At 72.3% G+C, this 17,032-nt stretch carries 15 protein-coding genes; 9 read left to right on the forward strand and 6 right to left on the reverse strand.

Annotation, left to right across the window (positions count from 1 at the left end; genetic code table 11):
- Positions 1-28: 28 nt before the first annotated feature.
- On the forward strand, positions 29-1,918 hold the full coding sequence (gene dxs / locus ACFSKW_RS20840; protein ID WP_379573956.1) for a 1-deoxy-D-xylulose-5-phosphate synthase: 1,890 nt from the start codon (positions 29-31) through the stop codon (positions 1,916-1,918).
- Here the strand turns inward: dxs and ACFSKW_RS20845 are convergent.
- Positions 1,860-2,501, reverse strand: a complete 642-nt coding sequence (locus ACFSKW_RS20845; RefSeq protein WP_379573958.1) for a DedA family protein — start codon at positions 2,499-2,501, stop codon at positions 1,860-1,862. The genes dxs and ACFSKW_RS20845 overlap by 59 nt on opposite strands.
- A gap of 182 nt (positions 2,502-2,683) precedes the next feature.
- On the opposite strand from ACFSKW_RS20845, the gene ACFSKW_RS20850 reads away from it, so the two are divergent.
- Both ACFSKW_RS20850 and ACFSKW_RS20855 read left to right on the forward strand, forming a co-directional pair.
- Entirely contained in the window at positions 2,684-4,165 is a 1,482-nt protein-coding gene (locus tag ACFSKW_RS20850) for an amino acid permease (protein ID WP_379573959.1), read from the forward strand.
- 68 nt (positions 4,166-4,233) lie between these two features.
- Positions 4,234-4,875, forward strand: a complete 642-nt coding sequence (locus tag ACFSKW_RS20855; RefSeq protein ID WP_379573961.1) for a hypothetical protein — start codon at positions 4,234-4,236, stop codon at positions 4,873-4,875.
- Here the strand turns inward: ACFSKW_RS20855 and ACFSKW_RS20860 are convergent.
- Genes ACFSKW_RS20860 through ACFSKW_RS20880 form a run of 5 tightly spaced genes read right to left on the reverse strand, consistent with a single transcriptional unit; the run spans position 4,865 to position 9,623 of the window.
- Entirely contained in the window at positions 4,865-5,239 is a 375-nt protein-coding gene (locus tag ACFSKW_RS20860; RefSeq protein WP_379573962.1) for an SSI family serine proteinase inhibitor, read from the reverse strand. The two genes, ACFSKW_RS20855 and ACFSKW_RS20860, sit on opposite strands and share 11 nt — an antisense overlap.
- Positions 5,240-5,295: 56 nt before the next feature.
- A complete protein-coding gene (locus tag ACFSKW_RS20865; protein ID WP_379573963.1) occupies positions 5,296-7,356 on the reverse strand; it encodes a 3-hydroxyacyl-CoA dehydrogenase NAD-binding domain-containing protein in 2,061 nt (686 codons plus the stop codon).
- The gene (locus ACFSKW_RS20870) at positions 7,353-8,537 is read right to left on the reverse strand and encodes a thiolase family protein (RefSeq protein WP_379573964.1); all 1,185 of its coding nucleotides are present in this window, start codon (positions 8,535-8,537) and stop codon (positions 7,353-7,355) included. Before ACFSKW_RS20870 ends, ACFSKW_RS20865 begins: the two co-directional genes overlap by 4 nt.
- Positions 8,538-8,576: 39 nt before the next feature.
- On the reverse strand, positions 8,577-9,272 hold the full coding sequence (locus ACFSKW_RS20875) for a hypothetical protein (protein WP_379573966.1): 696 nt from the start codon (positions 9,270-9,272) through the stop codon (positions 8,577-8,579).
- 36 nt (positions 9,273-9,308) lie between these two features.
- The gene (locus tag ACFSKW_RS20880) at positions 9,309-9,623 is read right to left on the reverse strand and encodes an ArsR/SmtB family transcription factor (RefSeq protein WP_379573967.1); all 315 of its coding nucleotides are present in this window, start codon (positions 9,621-9,623) and stop codon (positions 9,309-9,311) included.
- Positions 9,624-9,718: 95 nt separating this feature from the next.
- Between ACFSKW_RS20880 and ACFSKW_RS20885 the strand changes: the two genes are divergently transcribed.
- The 6 genes from ACFSKW_RS20885 (at position 9,719) to ACFSKW_RS20910 (ending at position 16,336) form a co-directional block, all read left to right on the forward strand.
- A complete protein-coding gene (locus ACFSKW_RS20885) occupies positions 9,719-11,104 on the forward strand; it encodes an MFS transporter (protein WP_379573968.1) in 1,386 nt (461 codons plus the stop codon).
- 57 nt (positions 11,105-11,161) lie between these two features.
- Entirely contained in the window at positions 11,162-12,547 is a 1,386-nt protein-coding gene (locus tag ACFSKW_RS20890) for an FAD-dependent monooxygenase (RefSeq protein ID WP_379573969.1), read from the forward strand.
- Positions 12,548-12,619: 72 nt separating this feature from the next.
- Positions 12,620-13,555 carry a hypothetical protein gene (locus ACFSKW_RS20895; protein ID WP_379573970.1) on the forward strand — a complete coding sequence of 312 codons (936 nt, stop codon included), beginning with the start codon at positions 12,620-12,622 and terminating at the stop codon, positions 13,553-13,555.
- A gap of 116 nt (positions 13,556-13,671) precedes the next feature.
- Complete coding sequence (locus tag ACFSKW_RS20900; RefSeq protein WP_379573971.1) at positions 13,672-14,664, forward strand: LacI family DNA-binding transcriptional regulator; 993 nt, start codon at positions 13,672-13,674, stop codon at positions 14,662-14,664.
- Positions 14,661-15,449, forward strand: a complete 789-nt coding sequence (locus ACFSKW_RS20905; RefSeq protein WP_379573973.1) for a sugar phosphate isomerase/epimerase family protein — start codon at positions 14,661-14,663, stop codon at positions 15,447-15,449. The genes ACFSKW_RS20900 and ACFSKW_RS20905 overlap by 4 nt, the downstream gene beginning before the upstream one ends.
- A complete protein-coding gene (locus ACFSKW_RS20910) occupies positions 15,446-16,336 on the forward strand; it encodes an alkaline phosphatase family protein (protein WP_379573974.1) in 891 nt (296 codons plus the stop codon). Before ACFSKW_RS20905 ends, ACFSKW_RS20910 begins: the two co-directional genes overlap by 4 nt.
- The last annotated feature ends 696 nt before the right edge of the window (positions 16,337-17,032 follow it).

A 17,032-nucleotide genomic window follows, 5' to 3' on the forward strand; every position in this document is an offset into this window, starting at 1 on the left:
GTTGACGAGTGGATGAGGGGATGATTCCGTGAGCGGGCTGCTGGCCTCGATCAAGGGACCGCACGACGTCAAACGGCTGGCAGTGGAGGACCTGCCACTGCTCGCACAGGAGGTCCGCGACCTTCTTGTCGACTCGTGCGCGAGGAACGGCGGACATCTCGGGCCCAACCTGGGCGTCGTCGAGCTGACCATCGCGCTTCACCGGGTGTTCGACTCCCCGGGCGACCCGATCATCTGGGACACCGGCCACCAGTCCTACGTGCACAAGATGCTCACCGGGCGCGCGGACGGCTTCGGCGCGCTCAAGCAGGAAGGCGGCCTGTCCGGCTACCCGAGCCAGGCCGAGTCCCCGCACGACTTCGTGGAGAACTCCCACGCCTCGACCGCGCTGTCGTACGCCGACGGCCTGGCCAAGGCGTTCAAGCTGCGCGGCGAGCGCGAGCGGGTCGCGGTCGCGGTCATCGGCGACGGCGCCCTCACCGGCGGCATGGCATGGGAGGCGCTCAACAACATCGCGGCGGTCAAGGACCTGCCGTGCGTCATCGTGGTCAACGACAACGGGCGCTCCTACTCGCCGACCATCGGCGGCCTGGCCACGCACCTGGCCAAGCTGAGGGTCGACCGCCGTTACGAGGACATGCTCGACTTCGTCAAGGACAAGATCGGGAACGTTCCTGTCGTCTACGACGCCCTCCACGGCATCAAGAAGGGCCTGAAGGACGTCCTGGCGCCGCAGGTGATGTTCGAGGACCTCGGCATGAAGTACGTCGGCCCCATCGACGGGCACGACGAGCAGGCCGTGGAGGAGGCGCTGCGCAAGGCGCGCGGCTTCGGCGGCCCCGTCATCGTCCACGTCCTCACCCAGAAGGGCCGCGGTTACGCGCCCGCCGAGAACCACGACGAGGACCAGTTCCACTCCCCGGGCGCCTTCGACAGGGACACCGGCGTGGAGAAGCCCAAGGGCCGCATCTGGACCAACGTGTTCAGCGAGGAGCTCGTCGCGCTCGGCAAGGAGCGCGACGACCTGGTCGCGATCACCGCCGCCATGCTCCACCCGACCGGGCTCAACGCCTTCGCCGACGCCTACCCCGACCGCACCTACGACGTCGGCATCGCCGAGCAGCACGCGCTGACCAGCGCCGCGGGCCTCGCGCTCGGCGGGCTCCACCCCGTCGTCGCCGTCTACGCCACCTTCCTCAACCGCGCCTTCGACCAGCTGCTGATGGACGTGGCGCTGCACAGACTGCCCGTCACGGTCGTCCTGGACAGGGCGGGCGTCACCGGCGACGACGGCGCCAGCCACAACGGCATGTGGGACCTGTCGATCCTGCAGGTCGTCCCCGAGCTGCGGATCGCGGTGCCGCGCGACGGCGAGCGGCTGACCGAGCTGCTGCGCGAGGCCGTCGCCGTCGACGACGCGCCGACCGTGCTGCGCTTCCCCAAGGGGCCGGTGGCCGAGACGATCGAGGCGATCGGCAGGCTCGGCCAGATGGACGTGCTGCGCGCGGGCGAGCCCGACGTGCTCCTCGTCGCCGTCGGTCCCATGGCGCACGTCGCGCTGGAGGCCGCCGTCCTGCTCGACGCGCAGGGCATCTCCGCCACCGTCGTCGACCCGCGCTGGGTCAAGCCGCTCGACGAGGCGCTCGTTCCGGCCGCCTCCGCCCACAAGCTCGTGGCCGTCGTCGAGGACAACGGCAGGGTCGGCGGCGTCGGCGACGCGGTCGCCCGCCTGCTGCGCGACAACGACGTCGACGTGCCCGTGCGCACGTTCGGCATCCCGCAGCGCTTCCTCGACCACGCCAAGCGGCCGAAGATCCTCGGCTACGCGGGTCTCACCGGGCAGGACCTGGCCCGCGAGGTCACCGAGGCGGTCGCGCGGCGGAGCGCGGCTCTGGAGAACCAGCCCGCCCAGCAGTGACCATCCGGCGGACCGCGGCGGAGACCGTCACGATGACGAGCGCCGCCACGGCCGCCACCGGCAGCAGCAGCTCGGCGTGCTCGCGGACGACTCCGCCCGCGAGCGCGCCGATCGTCACGTAGGTGCTCACCCACGCGGTGCCGCCGACGAGCGCCCACGGCATGAACCGCCTGTACGGCATGCCGAGCGCCCCGGCCACCGCCGGGGTGAGCGCGTGCACCACGGGCAGGTAGTAGGCCAGGGCCAGCGCCCAGCCGCTGCGCTCGAACAGCTCCTCGGCGCGCTGCCAGCGCTCCTCGCCCACCCTGCGGCCCAGCCTGCCGTGGCGCAGGCGGGACCCGAACGTCCTGCCCAGCCAGTGTCCGCCGGAGGCGCCCGCCACGCAGGCCAGAACGCCCGCGGCGACGAGCGCGACGGCCTCCGACGGCGTGCCGGCGGTCGTGCCGGCGACGATCAGCAGCGCGTCGCCCGGCACGATCAGGCCGATGCCGGCGGAGGCGTCCAAGGTGAGGAAGGTCAGCATGAGGGGCCACACCAGGAGCAGGTCCTGGGCGGCCAGGGCGTCGAGCAGGTCCCCGAACATGCCCCCAGCCTGCAGGCGCGGGCGTCTCGGCCCATCAGGGCCGAACCCCGGAGCGACCCGGAGATCTCCCGGCCACAAGGAGGACCCCAGCCGCCTCTCAGGCCGGTAGCGCGCAACCGCGTGCCCGTCGCGCAGGCCGCACGCCTCCGCATGGTCACTGCTCGTGTGGGCAGGATCACAGCGTGGAGATCTTCAGAACCAAGACTGTCGAACAGTCGATCAGAGACACCGAGGAACCGGAGCACCAGCTCAAACGCCGCCTGTCCGCCGTCGACCTGACCGTCTTCGGCATCGGTGTGATCGTCGGCACCGGCATCTTCGTCCTGACCGGCCGCGTGGCGAGGGACACGGCGGGTCCCGCCGTTGCTCTGTCGTTCATCATCGCGGGCATCGTGTGCGGCCTGGCCGCGCTGTGCTACGCCGAGTTCGCCTCGACGATCCCGGTGGCCGGCTCGGCCTACACCTTCGCCTTCGCCACCCTGGGCGAGTTCCCCGCCTGGATCATCGGCTGGGACCTGATGCTGGAGATGGCGCTGGCCGGGGCGGTGGTCGCGGTCGGCTGGTCGGGCTACTTCAACTCGCTGCTGAACACGATCGGAGTGAATCTCCCCAAGTTCGAGGTGCTCGGCGTCGAGGTCAACTATCCGGCGATGGCGATCGTCGCGATCCTGACCGTGGTGCTGACACTGGGCATCAAGCTCTCCTCGCGGGTGAACCTGACGATCGTGGTCATCAAGGTGGCAGTGATCATCTTGGTCATCATCGCCGGCCTGTTCTTCATCAACCCCACTCACTACACCCCGTTCATCCCGTCGCCTGAGCCCACCGCCGCCGTCCAGGGGCTCGACGCGCCGTTGATCCAGGCGCTGTTCGGGATCACTCCCGTCGCCTACGGCGTGCTCGGCATCTTCTCCGCCGCCGCGATCGTGTTCTTCGCGTTCATCGGCTTCGACATCGTGGCCACCGCGGCCGAGGAGACGATCAACCCACAACGTGACCTGCCGCGCGGCATCATCGGCTCGCTGGCCATCTGCACCTTCCTCTACGTCGCCGTCTCGCTCGTGGTGGTCGGCATGCAGCCGTACAAACAGCTCAGCGAGGACGCTCCTCTCGCGGACGCCTTCCGCGCGGTCGGCCAGCCGTGGATCGCCAGCCTGATCAGCATCGGCGCCATCGCGGGCCTCACCACCGTGGTGATGATCCTCATGCTGGGCCAGACCAGGGTGCTGTTCGCCATGTGCCGCGACGGCCTGCTGCCGCGCGTCCTGTCGAAGGTCCACCCGAAGTACGGCACCCCCGCGCGCATCACGGTGGTCGTCGGTCTCGTCACCATGCTGCTGTCGGGGGTCGTCTCGCTGAGCGAACTGGCCGAGCTGGTCAACATCGGCACGCTGTTCGCCTTCGTCGTGGTGTCGGCCGGTGTGGTCATCCTGCGCAAGACGCACCCCGAGCTGCACCGCGCCTTCCGCACGCCCTTGGTGCCGGTGCTGCCGATCCTGTCGGTGCTGGCCTGCCTCTACCTGATGATGAACCTGCCGGTGATCACGTGGCTGCGGTTCTTCCTCTGGATGATCATCGGCGTGGCGGTCTACTTCTGCTACGGCTACTGGCACAGCAGGGTCAGGGGCTGGCGCGGCAGCGCGCCGAAGCAGCCGAGCGTGTAGCACCTGGACGATCTCCACCACAGACGACGGTGCGAGAACCCGGAGCCGCCGGCCGGTGTATTCGGGGCATGAGACGCATCGTGCTCGTTCTGGCCCTGCTCCTGCCCGCCCTGGCCGTGGCGGCCCCGGCGCGGGCGGGCGGCTGGGCCGCCACCTACCTCGACCCCGTCCCGGCGACGTTCGCCCAAGGGGGCACGTACACCGTCGGCTTCTGGATGCTGCAGCACGGCACCCACCCTTACGAGGGCCCCGGCCTCGGCGAGGTGGGACTGAAGTTCACCAGCGGCGCCAGGAGTCTGGAGTTCACCGGCGTCCCGCTGAAGGAGAAGGCGCACTACGCCGCCGCGATCGCGCTGCCCGCGGGCGACTGGCGGGTGGAGGCGATCCAGGGCTGGTTCGCCCCCTTCCCCGTCGGCACGCTCAAGGTGCCGGGCGCGCTGACCGTCAAGCCGCTCGACCCCGAGCTCAAGGGCATGATCGCCAACTATCTGGACATGAACGGCGGCAAGGATCCGTGGGGAGAGGTGCGCCCTCCCGGCTTCGCCAGGAAGGGCGCGGCCAAGCCCGCGGCGGCGGCCGCCTCCGTGCCCGTCGCGGCTCCCACTCCCGCGCCCGCTGCCCGTGAGGTCTGGCCGTACTGGCTGGGGCTCGGGGTGGCCGCGGTGGCGGGCCTGACCTTCCTCGTGGCCAGGCGACGCGTCAGAGCGTGAAGACCGCTCCGCCCGCCGACTTCATCAGGCACGCGTTGGCGAAGGTCGTGGTGAAGCTCACGGGCCTGCCGCGCCAGGTGCCGCGGACGCTCACCACGTGCGGGCGGTACTCCCTGGTGCAGACCGGGTCCTTCACCCGGAGCCTGGCCGGGTCGCCCTTCACCGCGCGCAGCAGGCGGCAGGCCGTCCTGGGCGACGGGTGGTCGCCACCGTCGCGGTCGCACAGCAGGCCGGCGGACTTCGTCGCGCCCGCCGCGGTGACGCTCACCTTCAGCGAGGCCAGCGGCCGGTGGCCGGCCAGTGCGGGGGAGGCGGCGGCCAGCACGATCGCCCCCGCGAGGGCCAGTGTCGTGATCGATCTCATTCGCCCCACGCTACGGGGTCGCGGCGTGGGGCGAAGGGCGGAGGACCGATCGGATGTCAGGCGGGGACCGAGGCCACTCCCGGCTCGAGGAAGCGCGGAGCGGCGAAGCCCGCCCTGTCCAGGTACGGCGTGATGCCGCCGAGGTGGAAGGGCCAGCCCGCGCCGAGGATCATGCACAGGTCGATGTCCTGCGCGGCGGCGACCACGCCCTCGTCCAGCATGAGGTGGATCTCCTCGGCCAGCGCCTTCAGCACCCGCTCCCTGACCTGCTCGGCCGTCGAGGGCGCGCCGCCGCCGGCGAACAGCGCCACGGCCTCGGCGTCGAGGGAGAAGTCGGGAGCGTAGACGCCGGGCTTGCCGGAGGCGACCAGCTTGGCCATGTTCTCCGACACGCCGAACCGCGACGGGAAGGCCGCGTGCAGGGTCTCCGAGACGTGGTGGCCGACGGCCGGGCCGACGAGCTGCAGCAGCGCGAACGGCGTCATCGGCAGGCCCAGGTCGTCGAGCGAGTGCTCGGCGACCTCGAGCGGCGTGCCCTCGTCGACGGCCGCGATGACCTCGCCCATGAACCGGGTCAGCAGCCTGTTGACCACGAACGCGGGAGCGTCCTTGACCAGGACCGCCGACTTCTTCAGAGACCTGCCCACCGAGAACGCCGTCGCGAGCGTCGCGTCGTCGGTCGCGGAGCCCTTGATGATCTCCAGCAGCGGCATGACGGCGACCGGGTTGAAGAAGTGGAAGCCGACCAGCCGTTCGGGGTGCCTCAGCTCGGCGCCCATCTCGCCGAGCGAGAGCGAGGAGGTGTTGGTGGCCAGCACGCACTCGGCCGAGACGTGCTCCTCGACCTCGGCGAAGACCTTCTTCTTGACGCCCATGTCCTCGAAGACGGCCTCGATGACGAAGTCGGCGTCGGCGAAGGCGTCCTTGGTCAGCGACCCCGTCACCAGCGCCTTGAGCCTGTTGGCCTGGTCCTGGCTCACCCGGCCCTTGGACAGGAGCTTGTCGACCTCGGCGTGCACGTAACCGACGCCCTTGTCCAGGCGCGCCTGGTCGAGGTCGGTCAGCACGACGGGCACCTCGAGCCGGCGAGCGAACAGCAGCGCCATCTGCGAGGCCATCAGGCCCGCGCCGACCACGCCGACCTTGGTGACCTTGCGGGCCAGCGCCTTGTCGGGGGCGCCCGCGGGCCGCTTGGCGCGGCGCTGCACCAGGTCGAAGGAGTAGAGCCCGGCGCGCAGCTCGTCGCCCATGAGCAGGTCGGCCAGCGCCTCGTCCTCGGCGGCGAAGCCGGCGTCGCGGGTGGCGTCCTTGGCGGCGGCGATGAGGTCGAGCGCCCGGTAGGGGGCGGGGGCCGCGCCGCGCAGCTTCATGTCGACCAGGAAGCGGGCGTCGGCGACGGCCTTGTCCCAGTCCTCCTCGATCGCGGGCCGCTCGACCGCGACCGTGCCGTTGAGCACCTGGGCGGCCCAGCGCAGCGACTCCTCCAGGAAGTCGGCCGGCTCGAACATCGCGTCGGCGACGCCGAGCGCGAACGCGTCCCCGCCCTTGATCATGCGGTTCTGCGACAGCGGGTTCTCGATGATCAGCTTGATCGCCTTGGCCGGGCCGATCAGGCGGGGCAGGAGCTGCGTGCCGCCCCACCCGGGCACCAGCCCGAGGAAGCACTCGGGCAGCGCCACGGCCGGCACGCCCGAGGAGATGGTGCGGTACGTGCAGTGCAGCGCGATCTCCAGGCCCCCGCCCATGGCCGCGCCGTTCACGAACGCGAAGGACGGGACGTCGAGCTCGCCGAGGCGGCGGAAGACGGCGTGTCCGAGCCTGCCGATCTCCAGCGCCTCCTCCCTGGTGCGCACCAGCGCCGCGCCCTTGAGGTCGGCGCCGACGGCGAAGATGAACGGCTTGCCTGTGACGCCGACGGCCGCCAGGTCGGTCCTGGCCGCGACGGCGTCGAGGGCCTCGTTCAGCAGCGTCAGGCCGCCAGGCCCGAAGGTGTTCGGCTTGGTGTGGTCGAACCCGTTGTCCAGGGTGATCAGCGCCATCGTGCCGGCGCCGTGGGGCAGCTCGACGTCGCGCACCAGCGCCTTGGTGACTACCTCATCGTTGAACAGGTCGCTCATGCCAGGTTCTCCCAAATGACCGTGCCGCCCATGCCCATGCCGACGCACATGGTGGTGATGCCGTACCGCACGTCGGGCCGCTCGCCGAACTGGCGGGCCAGCTGCGTCATCAGCCGCACGCCCGAGGAGGCCAGCGGGTGGCCGAAGGCGATCGCGCCGCCGTACGGGTTGATCCTGGGGTCGTCGTCGGCGATCCCGAAGTGCTCGAGGAAGGCCAGCACCTGGACGGCGAAGGCCTCGTTGATCTCGAACAGGCCGATGTCGTCGATCGACAGCCCGGCCAGGCGCAGCGCCCGCTCGGTCGACGGGATGGGGCCCACGCCCATGACCTCGGGATCGACGCCGGCGAAGGCGTAGGAGACCAGACGCATCTTCGGCGAGAGGCCGAGCTCGGCGGCCACGTCGGCGGCGGCCACGAGGCAGCCTGTCGCGCCGTCGTTGATGCCGGAGGAGTTGCCGGCGCTGACGCGGCCGTGCGCGCGGAAGGGGGTCTTGAGCCCCGCGAGGCCCTCGACGGTCGTGCCGGGACGCGGTGCCTCGTCGGTCACCGCCAGCCCCCAGCCCTTCTCGGCGGTCCTGACGGCCGTGGGGACCAGGTCGGGCTGGATCTTGCCGTCGGCGTAGGCCTTGGCGACCTTCTCCTGCGAGAGGGCGGCGTAGGCGTCGGCGCGCTGCTTGGTGATGGTGGGGTAGCGGTCGTGCAGGTTCTCCGCGGTCATGCCCATGACCAGCGCACTGCCGTCGACCAGCTTCTCCGACAGGAACCTGGGGTTGGGGTCGACGCCCTCGCCCATCGGGTGGCGGCCCATGTGCTCGACGCCGCCGGCGATGGCCACGTCGTAGGCGCCGAAGGCGATGCCGCCTGCGACGGTGGTCACCGCGGTCATCGCACCCGCGCACATGCGGTCGATGGCGTAGCCGGGCACGCTCTTGGGCAGCCCCGCCAGCACCGCGGCCGAGCGCCCGATGGTCAGGCCCTGGTCGCCGATCTGGGTGGTGGCCGCGATCGCGACCTCGTCCACCCGCTCGGGCGGCAGCTCAGGGTTGCGCCTCATCAGCTCGCGGATGACGCGGACGACCAGGTCGTCGGCTCTGGTCTCCGCGTACAGGCCCTTCGGCCCCGACTTGCCGAACGGCGTGCGCACGCCGTCGACGAAAACGACGTCACGAGAGGAAGGCACGGATTCGCTCCTCGTTGCAGGACTGATTCGGCCCCTATGCTACTCGCGAGTAACTACAACTGAGACGAGGGTGGCCACCAGCAGCGCGCACACCAGCCAGGTGGCCGGCTCCCACAGGTGCGCGCGCGCTCCGACCAGCGCCGCCGTCGTCACCGCCGCGCCCGCCCACGCGGCCACGCGCCTCGTCCCCTCCTGTCCCGGGTCCCACGGGTCGTGCGGGGACCGGGTGCGGCCCGCGAACGTCTCGCGGGTCCACCACAGGGCGAACAACACCCCTGCGGCCAGGCAGGCCGGGGCCAGGACCCCGATCGCGCCGGCCAGCGACTCGGCGATGCCGTACAGCGCCGACTCCCTGAACAGCCGCGGCACCGTGAAGCCGAGCAGCAGCGTGACCAGCCAGCAGCCCGCCACGCCCAGCCTGGCGGCCGGGCCTCGGGCGCCCGAGGAGGGGCGGCCGTAGAGCGCGCGCTCGCCTTCGCGCACGCGGCGCGCCCGTGCTCCCCAGATCGCCTGGGTCGCGGCCAGCGCGGGGACTGCCAGGGCGAACAGCGCCAGGGCCAGCCAGGCGAGCGGTCGCGTGCCCTCCCTGGTCGGCGCTCGTTCGGCGAGCACCTGCGTGGTGGCCAGCGCGGCGATCGCGACGGTGAGCGCGATCAGGGCGAAGCGGCGCGCCGACCTGGCGCGGGCGCGCAGGCCGGTGAGCGCGGCCGCGCCTGGAAGGGTGGTGGAGGCCATGCGGGCCATCTTCGTCGGCGACGGCTCCCGGTTCGTTCACATCGCGGCGGATTCCTGGACCACCAGGTCGAGAAGGCCGGGAAAGCGGGCGTCCAGGTCATCGCGGCGCAGCGTGATGAACAGCTTGCGGCCTTCGGGCCGCTGGCGGATCACCCCCGCCTCCCGCAGCACCCGCCAGTGGTTGGTGAGGGTGGACTTGGGCACGTCGGGCAGGACCGAGCCGCAGAACAGCTCCTCGCCAGGGCCCTGCGCCCAGAGCGTGCGGACGATCTGGGCCCGCACCGGATGGCCGATCGCGGCCATGACCTCGATGAGCTGGATCTGCTCCCTCGTGGGGTGAAGCGCCGTCATTCGACCATTGTACGGAACTGTCGAACTTGACGCCGATCGTCCGACTGTACGAGTATCTCGTACTGTTCGTTGTTTCCGAACAGTTGAAGGATCTCATGCCGCACACCCGCTGGACGCTCGCCCTGCTTGCGCTCTCCCAGCTCATCACCTCTCTCGACTTCTTCATCGTGGTCGTGGCGCTGCCGGACATCGGCGCCGACCTCGGCTTCTCCGCCCAGAGTCTGCAATGGGTCTCCAGTGCCTACGCCGTCGCCTACGGCGGTTTCCTGCTGCTCGGCGGGCGGCTGGCCGACCTGGCGGGTCGCCGCAGGCTGTTCGTCGCCGCGCTGGCGCTGTTCGCGCTGTCCTCCCTGGCGGCGGGCCTCGCCACGGGCCCCGGCGTGCTCGTCGCGGTCAGGGCGATCCAGGGGCTGGGCGGCGCGCTGCTCTTCCCTGCGACCCTCGCCCTGGTCAACACCCTGTTCGAGGAGGGCAGGGCGCGCAACTCGGCGCTGGCGGTATGGAGCGGAGCCGGAGCCGGCGGCCTGGCGCTCGGTTCGCTGCTCGGCGGCCTGCTGACCGGCGCGTTCGGCTGGGAGGCGGTCTTCTACGTGAACGTCCCGCTGGCCGGCGCCGCCATCGCCGCCGCCTACGCGCTGATCCCCGCAGACGGGCCGATGGAGCGCGGCCGCCGCCTGGACCTGCCGGGCGCCGTCCTGGCCACCGCGGGCGTGAGCCTGCTGGCCTTCGCCCTCATCCAGGGCCCGGAGAGCGGATGGGCCTCCACGCCCGTCCTGGTCGGCTTCGGGCTCGCCGTCGTGCTGCTGGCCGCCTTCGTCGCCGTCGAGCGGGGCAGCGGCGACCCGCTCATGCCGCTGCGGCTGTTCGGCAACCGCAGCCTGACCTCGGCCATCGTGATCATCCTCGTCTTCGGCGGCACGTTCAACTCACTGCCGTACTTCCTGACCGTCTACTTCCAGACGGTGCTCGGCCACGGCGTCGTGACCACGGGGCTGGCGTTCCTGGTGCCGGCGCTGCTGATCGCCCTGGGCACGCAGCTCGGCGGACGGCTGGCAGGCCGCGCGGGGATGCGCGCCACCCTGCTCACCGGCACCCTCGGCGGCGCGGCGGGCACCGCGGCGCTCGCCCTCGGCCTCGGCTCCGGCGGCTACTGGGCCCTGCTGCCCGGCATCGTGGTCCTCGGCGTGAGCCAGGGCCTCACCTGGACCGGCATGTGGATCGCCGCCGCCACCGGCGTGGCCCCCCACCGGCAGGGGGTCGCCTCCGGCATGGCCTCCACCGCGCTGCAGGTCGGCTCGGCCATCGGCCTGGCCGTGCTCGTCGCGGTCGGCGGCGTGGGCGAGGCCACGGGCGCGGCGCTCGCGGGAGGGCTGCGCAGCGCCGTCATGGTCGCGGCGGGCGGCATGCTCCTCGGCGCCGCCATCTCGCTCACCTTCGCAAGGAAGCAGCGGGACGCCGGACTCCAGCCCACGCTCGCCTGACGCAACGCCCGCACCCTCGCCGGTGTTCACGCCCCAGTCCCTACAGAGGAGTTCCACATGTTCGATGTCGCCGTGGTCGGAGGCGGGCCCGTGGGCATGCTGCTCGCCGCCGAGCTCGCTCTCCAGCAGGTCGACGTGGTCGTGGTCGAGCGGCGCGCCGTACCGCTCACCGAGTCGAAGGCGGGCACCCTGCACGCCCGCACCGCCCAGAGCCTCGACCGGCGCGGGCTGCTGACCGAGGTCGGCCACCCGACCTGGGGGAGCGTCGCATTCCACTTCTCCGGGATGTTCGGGCTCGACCTGGGCGCGGTCGTCGAGGACGGCCCCTCCATCGTGGGCAGCCCTTCGGCGTGGGCCGAGCACGTCTACGCCGAGCGGGCGACGGCGCTCGGCGCGACGATCCTGCGCGGGCAGGAGGTCACCGGTCTGGTCCAGCACGACGATCACGTCCGGCTGTCCAACGGGATCGAGGCCCGCTACGTGGTCGGGGCCGACGGCGCCCGCAGCGCCGTCCGCAAGGCCGCGGGCATCCCGTTCACGGGAATGGGCGCCAGGGTGGCCGCGCTCATGGGAGAGGTACGGCTCCCGCCCGGCCTGCCCGGCGGATACCACAGGACTCCTCGCGGCTGGCTCATCGTCTGGCCCGGCGGCCGGATCACCACCTACGACTACCGGGGGCCGCACGCCGACAGGGACGCGCCGGTCACCCTCGAGGAACTGCAGGAGGCGGCCGAGTACATCGCGGGCTTCCCGATCCCGATGGCCGAGCCGCGCAGCCTCACCAGGTACGGCGACGCGTCACTGCAGGCGCGGACCTACCGCAGCGGCAGGGTGCTGCTGGCGGGCGATGCCGCCCACGTGCACTTCCCCTGGGGCGGCCAGGGGCTCAACACCGGGATGGAGGACGCCTTCAACCTGGGCTGGAAGCTGGCCGCGCAGGTGCGGGGCAGAGCGCCGGACGGCCTGCTCGACACCTATCACGCGGAGCGGCACCCCGTGGCCGCCAGGGTGCTGTGGAACGTCAGGGCGCAGAACGCGCTGGCCGACCCCGACCCGCGCATGGACCCGCTGAGGGAACTGTTCGCCGAGCTGATGCGCTTCGACGAGGTCAACACCTACCTCAGCGGCATGATCAGCGGCGTCGACACCGTCTACGACGTCGGGGTGCCGGGCGCAGGATGGATGGCCCCCGACCTGACCATCACCACTGACAGGGGCGCGGTCACGCTTGTCGAGCTGCTGCGGAAGGCGCGGCCGCTCTTCCTCGATCTGAACGGCAGGGACGACCTGGCGACGCTCGTCGGGGGCCGCGCGGAGGTGGTCGCGGGGAAGGCCGAAAGCCCCCTCGAAGCCCTGCTGATCAGGCCGGACGGGTACGTTGCGTGGACCTCGGAGGCGGGGGAGGAGACCCTGCCTGGAGCACTTGATCGCTGGTTCTTGTGAAATATCCGGACAAAGTGTGGGGGAGTCTGTTAGGAAGGTGCGCGATCACGTAAGCACTAGAGAGGTTCCACCGTGGCGCGCGACGAGAACGACAGCCCCGATCTGACAGGTGACGTGCTGTCGGACCGCTGGACCCCCGAGTCGGACGTAACCGACGAACAGCCCGCCGTCGTCGCGGAGGAGGAGCTCCTCGCCCCTGTCTCCGCGCCTGCCCCGCTCGTCGTGGAGGCGGAGGACATCCCCCTGGTGACGGTCATGGACGCGCCACCCGTGGTCGCTCTCGAGGTGCCCGAGACCGAGGCGCAGTACCTTCCCCTCGACCGGGGCTACGACGCTTCGGCCGACGAGGGCTACGACGCCCCGGGCGACGAGGGCTTCGACCCGCCGAGCGAGTCGTCCCCGCGCGGTTTCCTCGGCTCCGGCTGGACCGAGGACAGCGCCGCGCCCGAGCGGGAGGTGCGCAGGCGCACCAGGCTCCTGCTGGCGGGCGCGGCGGCCATCGTGGTGGTCGGCGCGGCCGGCGGGTGGATGCTGACCGGTTCCGGCGGCGACTCGTGCGCGGGCGGGACCTGCGCCTCCAGCCGCTCGGTGGCGCCCGCCGTCTCCGAGACACCCGTCGAGGAGACGGAATCGGACACCGAGCCCATCGTGGACCCGGTCATGGACCCCTCCCAGACCCCCGAGTCGTCCGCGACCGTCAGCGCCACGCCCGAGCCGCCCGTCCGGGTACGGCAGAGCAAGCAGCCCGATACGCCGCGGCCCACGGCCACCACGCGCATCGGCACGCCCACCACCAAGCCCAGCTCCAGGCCGGTGCGCACGCTCAGCGGCGAGACCGCCAAGGAGCAGACGTCGAAGAACGAGCCCGCCACCGAGCCGACCACCCAGGCCCCGCCGGCCGTCAGCACCGACGCGCCGCCCGCCGCCACGGAGCAGCCGGCCCCGCCTCCCCAGCAGCCCACCGAGGACAGGCGCTCCGGAGGGCTCCTGGACTGGTTGTTCGGCTAGGACCCCGCTCGCCCGCAGCCGCTCTCCCCTGGGGAGGGCGGCTGTCGCGTCGTTGCCGTACGATCGCGCGGAGGCCGAAGGTCTGACAGACTGGAAATCGCTTTCCGGGAGGGGCCATGATCACGCTCGAGGACGTCGCCAGGCAGGCGGGCGTCTCCCTCGCCACCGCCTCGCGCGTGCTCAACGGCAGCACCCGCCAGGTCGGCGCCTCCCTGCGGGCCAAGGTCGAGCAGGCCGCCGCCGAGCTGGGCTACCGCCCCAACCTCGCGGCCCAGACACTCGCCCGCGGCGCCAGCAACATCATCGGCATCGTCGTCCACGACCTCACCGACCCCTACTTCGCCGCCCTCGCCGACGGCGCCATGCGGGTGGCCGACGAGCAGGGGCTGCTGGTCATGGTCGGCGCCACCCACCGCGACCCCGAGCAGGAGATCGCCTACGTCGCCTCGCTCAACGCCCAGCGGGTGCGGGCGGTGCTGCTGGCGGGCTCGCGGGTCGACGATCCCCACGTCACCAGGCGGCTGCGCGAGGAGCTGGCCCGCTACCGCGCCAGCGGCGGCAGGGCCGCCTGCGTCGGCCAGGACCTGCTCGACGTCGACACCGTCGCGCCCGCCAACAGGAAGGGCGCGGCCGACCTGGCCCGCGCGCTGGCGCGGCTCGGCCACACCCGCTTCGCCGTCCTGGCCGGGCCCGCGGGGCTGCTGACGGCCGCCGACAGGTGCGCGGGGTTCGTGGACGCCCTCGCCGACCTCGGGCTGCCCGAGCCGGTGGTCGTCCACGGGGCCTTCGACCGCGACGGCGGGTACGCGGCCGCGCGCGAGACGGGCGAGGCGACGTGCGTGTTCGCGGTCAACGACGTGATGGCGGTCGGCGCGCTGGCCTCCTACCGCGAGCGCGGGATCGGGGTTCCGGCCGACGTGTCGGTGGCCGGGTTCGACGACATCGCGACCCTGCGCGATCACGTCCCGGCCCTGACGACGGTACGGCTGCCGCTGGCCGACATGGGGGCCAAGGCGTTGACGATGGCGCTGGGCGCCGACGACGAGACGTGTGTGGAGCGGGTCGTCGGACAGGTCGTGCTCAGAGAGAGCGTGAGGAGGCACGGGTGAGGCTGGCGGTCAGCACGCTGGGAATGCCGGGCGAGAGCCTGGAGTCGGCGATCGAGATCGCGGTGAAGGGCGGGTGCGAGGGTCTGGAACTGCGGCTGCATCCCGACACGGGGGTGCACGCCGGGCTGTCGCCCGCCGAGCGCGACGCGGTCCGCGAGCGGATCGCGGGCGCGGGGCTCGCCATCGCCGCTCTGGCGGGATATGTCGGCATCTGCGACCCGGAGCCGTCCGACTCCTCCGTCGAGGCGGCCCTGCTGGCCGACCTCGGGCTCGCCGCCGATCTAGGCGCCCCCGGCGTGCGGGTCTTCCCCCGGGGCGACGATCCGGCGGTGGGCGCGCGCAGGCTGCGGGCGGTCGCCGACACCGCCGCCTCGCTCGGCGTGCGGGTGTTCGTGGAGACCCACGACAAGATGCCCACAGGAGCCGCCCTCGCCGAGCTGCTGGCGCGGACCGGCAGGCCGGACGCGGCGGTCGCGCTGTGGGACCTGCTGCACCCCTGGCGGAACGGCGAACCCCTCGAGGAGACGCTGGCGGCCCTGACGCCGTACCTGGCCTACGTCCAGGTGAAGGACGCGGTGTCCGCGACCGAGACCACCCCCGTCCCCCTGTGGTCGGGTTCGGTGCCGCTGGACGCGGCGGGCGAGCTGCTGCGCGCGCACGGCTACGACGGGTGGGTCTCGCTGGAGTGGGAGCGCACCTGGTATCCGCAGGTCGCCCCGGTCGAGGAGATCCTGCCAGGCGCCTCCGCGTGGGTCGCCCGCTTCTCGGGCGGGGCCGCCTCATGACGCCGGTGCCCAAGGTGCTGGTCGTCGGGATGGACGGGCTCAGGTTCGACCGCGTCATGGCGGTACAGCCGCCGGTGCTGATCGGGCTGATGGCGGCGGGAGCCCACGGCACCAGCCTGCTGCCGTACGGCGAGGCGGCCGCGCCGCGCACCGAGTCGCCGGGCGAGGTGGTGCCGGCCGATCGGAGCGGCATCCTGGCCAGGACCGACTCGGGCCCCGGCTGGTCGTCGATCGCGACCGGTGTCTGGCCCGACAAGCACGGCGTGGTGGACAACAGCTTCGCCGCCGCCAACTTCACGAAATTTCCGGACTTTCTCACCCGGGCTAAGGCCGCGCGCCCCGAACTGTCCACCTTCGCGATCTTCTCGTGGGCCGCGCTCGCCGAGCACGGCGCGTTCGGCGAGGGCATCGGCACGCGCATCGTGTTCGACGGCTACGCCGACACCTTCGCCGCCTGCGACGTCCGCATCGCCGACGCGGCCGAGCGACACCTGGCCGAGCGGGATCCCGACCTGGCCTTCGTGTACTTCGGCGACACCGACGAGGTCGCCCATGACCTCGGCCCGCTGTGCCGGGAGTACACCGCCGCGCTGCTGCTGCAGGACGCCTTCCTCGGGCGGTTGCTCGCCGCGGTCAGGGGTCGCGCGACGTACGCCGGCGAACGCTGGACGGTGATCGTCACCACCGACCACGGGCACGTCGACGAGGGCGGGCACGGCGGCGTCTCCGACGAGGAACGCACCACGTTCGTCATCCTCGCCGAACTCGACCGGCCGACGGCGCCGCTGCTCTCCCCGCGCCTGGTGGACATCGCCCCGACCGTCCTGGCCCGCGTCGGCGTCCCCGTCGACCCCGCCTGGAACCTCGACGGCCACCCCCTCTCCTGACCCCGCATCGACCCCCTCTCCTGACCCCGCATCGGCCTCACCCGCTTCCCCGCCTCGCCTCGCCTTCTCGCCCTGACAGGTCTTCTCACCCGGGCCCGCCGGGGCTGCCCCGTCGACCTGGGCCGGGCCCGACCCGTCCTGGCCTTTCACGCAGTTCCTGATCCAGCCCTCACCTGTCGGGCCGCTCGCCTGTCGGGCCGCTTACCTGTCGGGCCCCTCGCCTGTCGGGCCCTCACCCGCTTCCGGCCCGGCACCCGGAACCCCGGCGCCGCCTCCGTCTCCTTTTCGCCTCCGGTGCCGCCTCCGTCGACTGTTCGCCGGGCCTGCCGACACCCGACCCGAGATCCCTGGCCCGGTCCGAGCGCTCGGCAGCCGCGCGTTTCGCTCCCTCCACCGAACCGCCGCCTGGCGAACGTCCCCGCGCGGCCCGGCATCCCGCGGCCCGGTACCCCACGGCCAGGCATCCCATCCACGGCCCGGCATCCCACGGCCCGGCATCGTGCGGTTCGCGGCCGTGCGGCTTGGCATCGCCGCGGCCGTGCGACCGGTCCGCTCGCCTCTCCGGCCCCGTCGACCGTGCTCGCCCGTCGCCACCCGGCAGGCCCGCCGTCTGCCCTGACATGGCCTCCGGCATGGTCTCCGGCAGGTCCTGGCGGGGTCCCGCTGGGGTCCCGGCGGGCCTCCGAGGGGCTCCGG

The sequence above is a fragment of the Nonomuraea mangrovi genome, from assembly GCF_042681425.1.
GTDB lineage: Bacteria > Actinomycetota > Actinomycetes > Streptosporangiales > Streptosporangiaceae > Nonomuraea > Nonomuraea mangrovi.

Coding starts and splice junctions, on each gene's coding strand:
- ACFSKW_RS20865 (WP_379573963.1), bottom strand. CDS start 7,356: ATGAGCGACCTGTTCAACGATGAGGTAGTCACCAAGGCGCTGGTGCGC.
- ACFSKW_RS20885 (WP_379573968.1), top strand. CDS start 9,719: ATGCCGCACACCCGCTGGACGCTCGCCCTGCTTGCGCTCTCCCAGCTC.
- ACFSKW_RS20890 (WP_379573969.1), top strand. CDS start 11,162: ATGTTCGATGTCGCCGTGGTCGGAGGCGGGCCCGTGGGCATGCTGCTC.
- ACFSKW_RS20855 (WP_379573961.1), top strand. CDS start 4,234: ATGAGACGCATCGTGCTCGTTCTGGCCCTGCTCCTGCCCGCCCTGGCC.
- ACFSKW_RS20900 (WP_379573971.1), top strand. CDS start 13,672: ATGATCACGCTCGAGGACGTCGCCAGGCAGGCGGGCGTCTCCCTCGCC.
- ACFSKW_RS20910 (WP_379573974.1), top strand. CDS start 15,446: ATGACGCCGGTGCCCAAGGTGCTGGTCGTCGGGATGGACGGGCTCAGG.
- ACFSKW_RS20860 (WP_379573962.1), bottom strand. CDS start 5,239: ATGAGATCGATCACGACACTGGCCCTCGCGGGGGCGATCGTGCTGGCC.
- ACFSKW_RS20880 (WP_379573967.1), bottom strand. CDS start 9,623: ATGACGGCGCTTCACCCCACGAGGGAGCAGATCCAGCTCATCGAGGTC.
- ACFSKW_RS20875 (WP_379573966.1), bottom strand. CDS start 9,272: ATGGCCTCCACCACCCTTCCAGGCGCGGCCGCGCTCACCGGCCTGCGC.
- ACFSKW_RS20845 (WP_379573958.1), bottom strand. CDS start 2,501: ATGTTCGGGGACCTGCTCGACGCCCTGGCCGCCCAGGACCTGCTCCTG.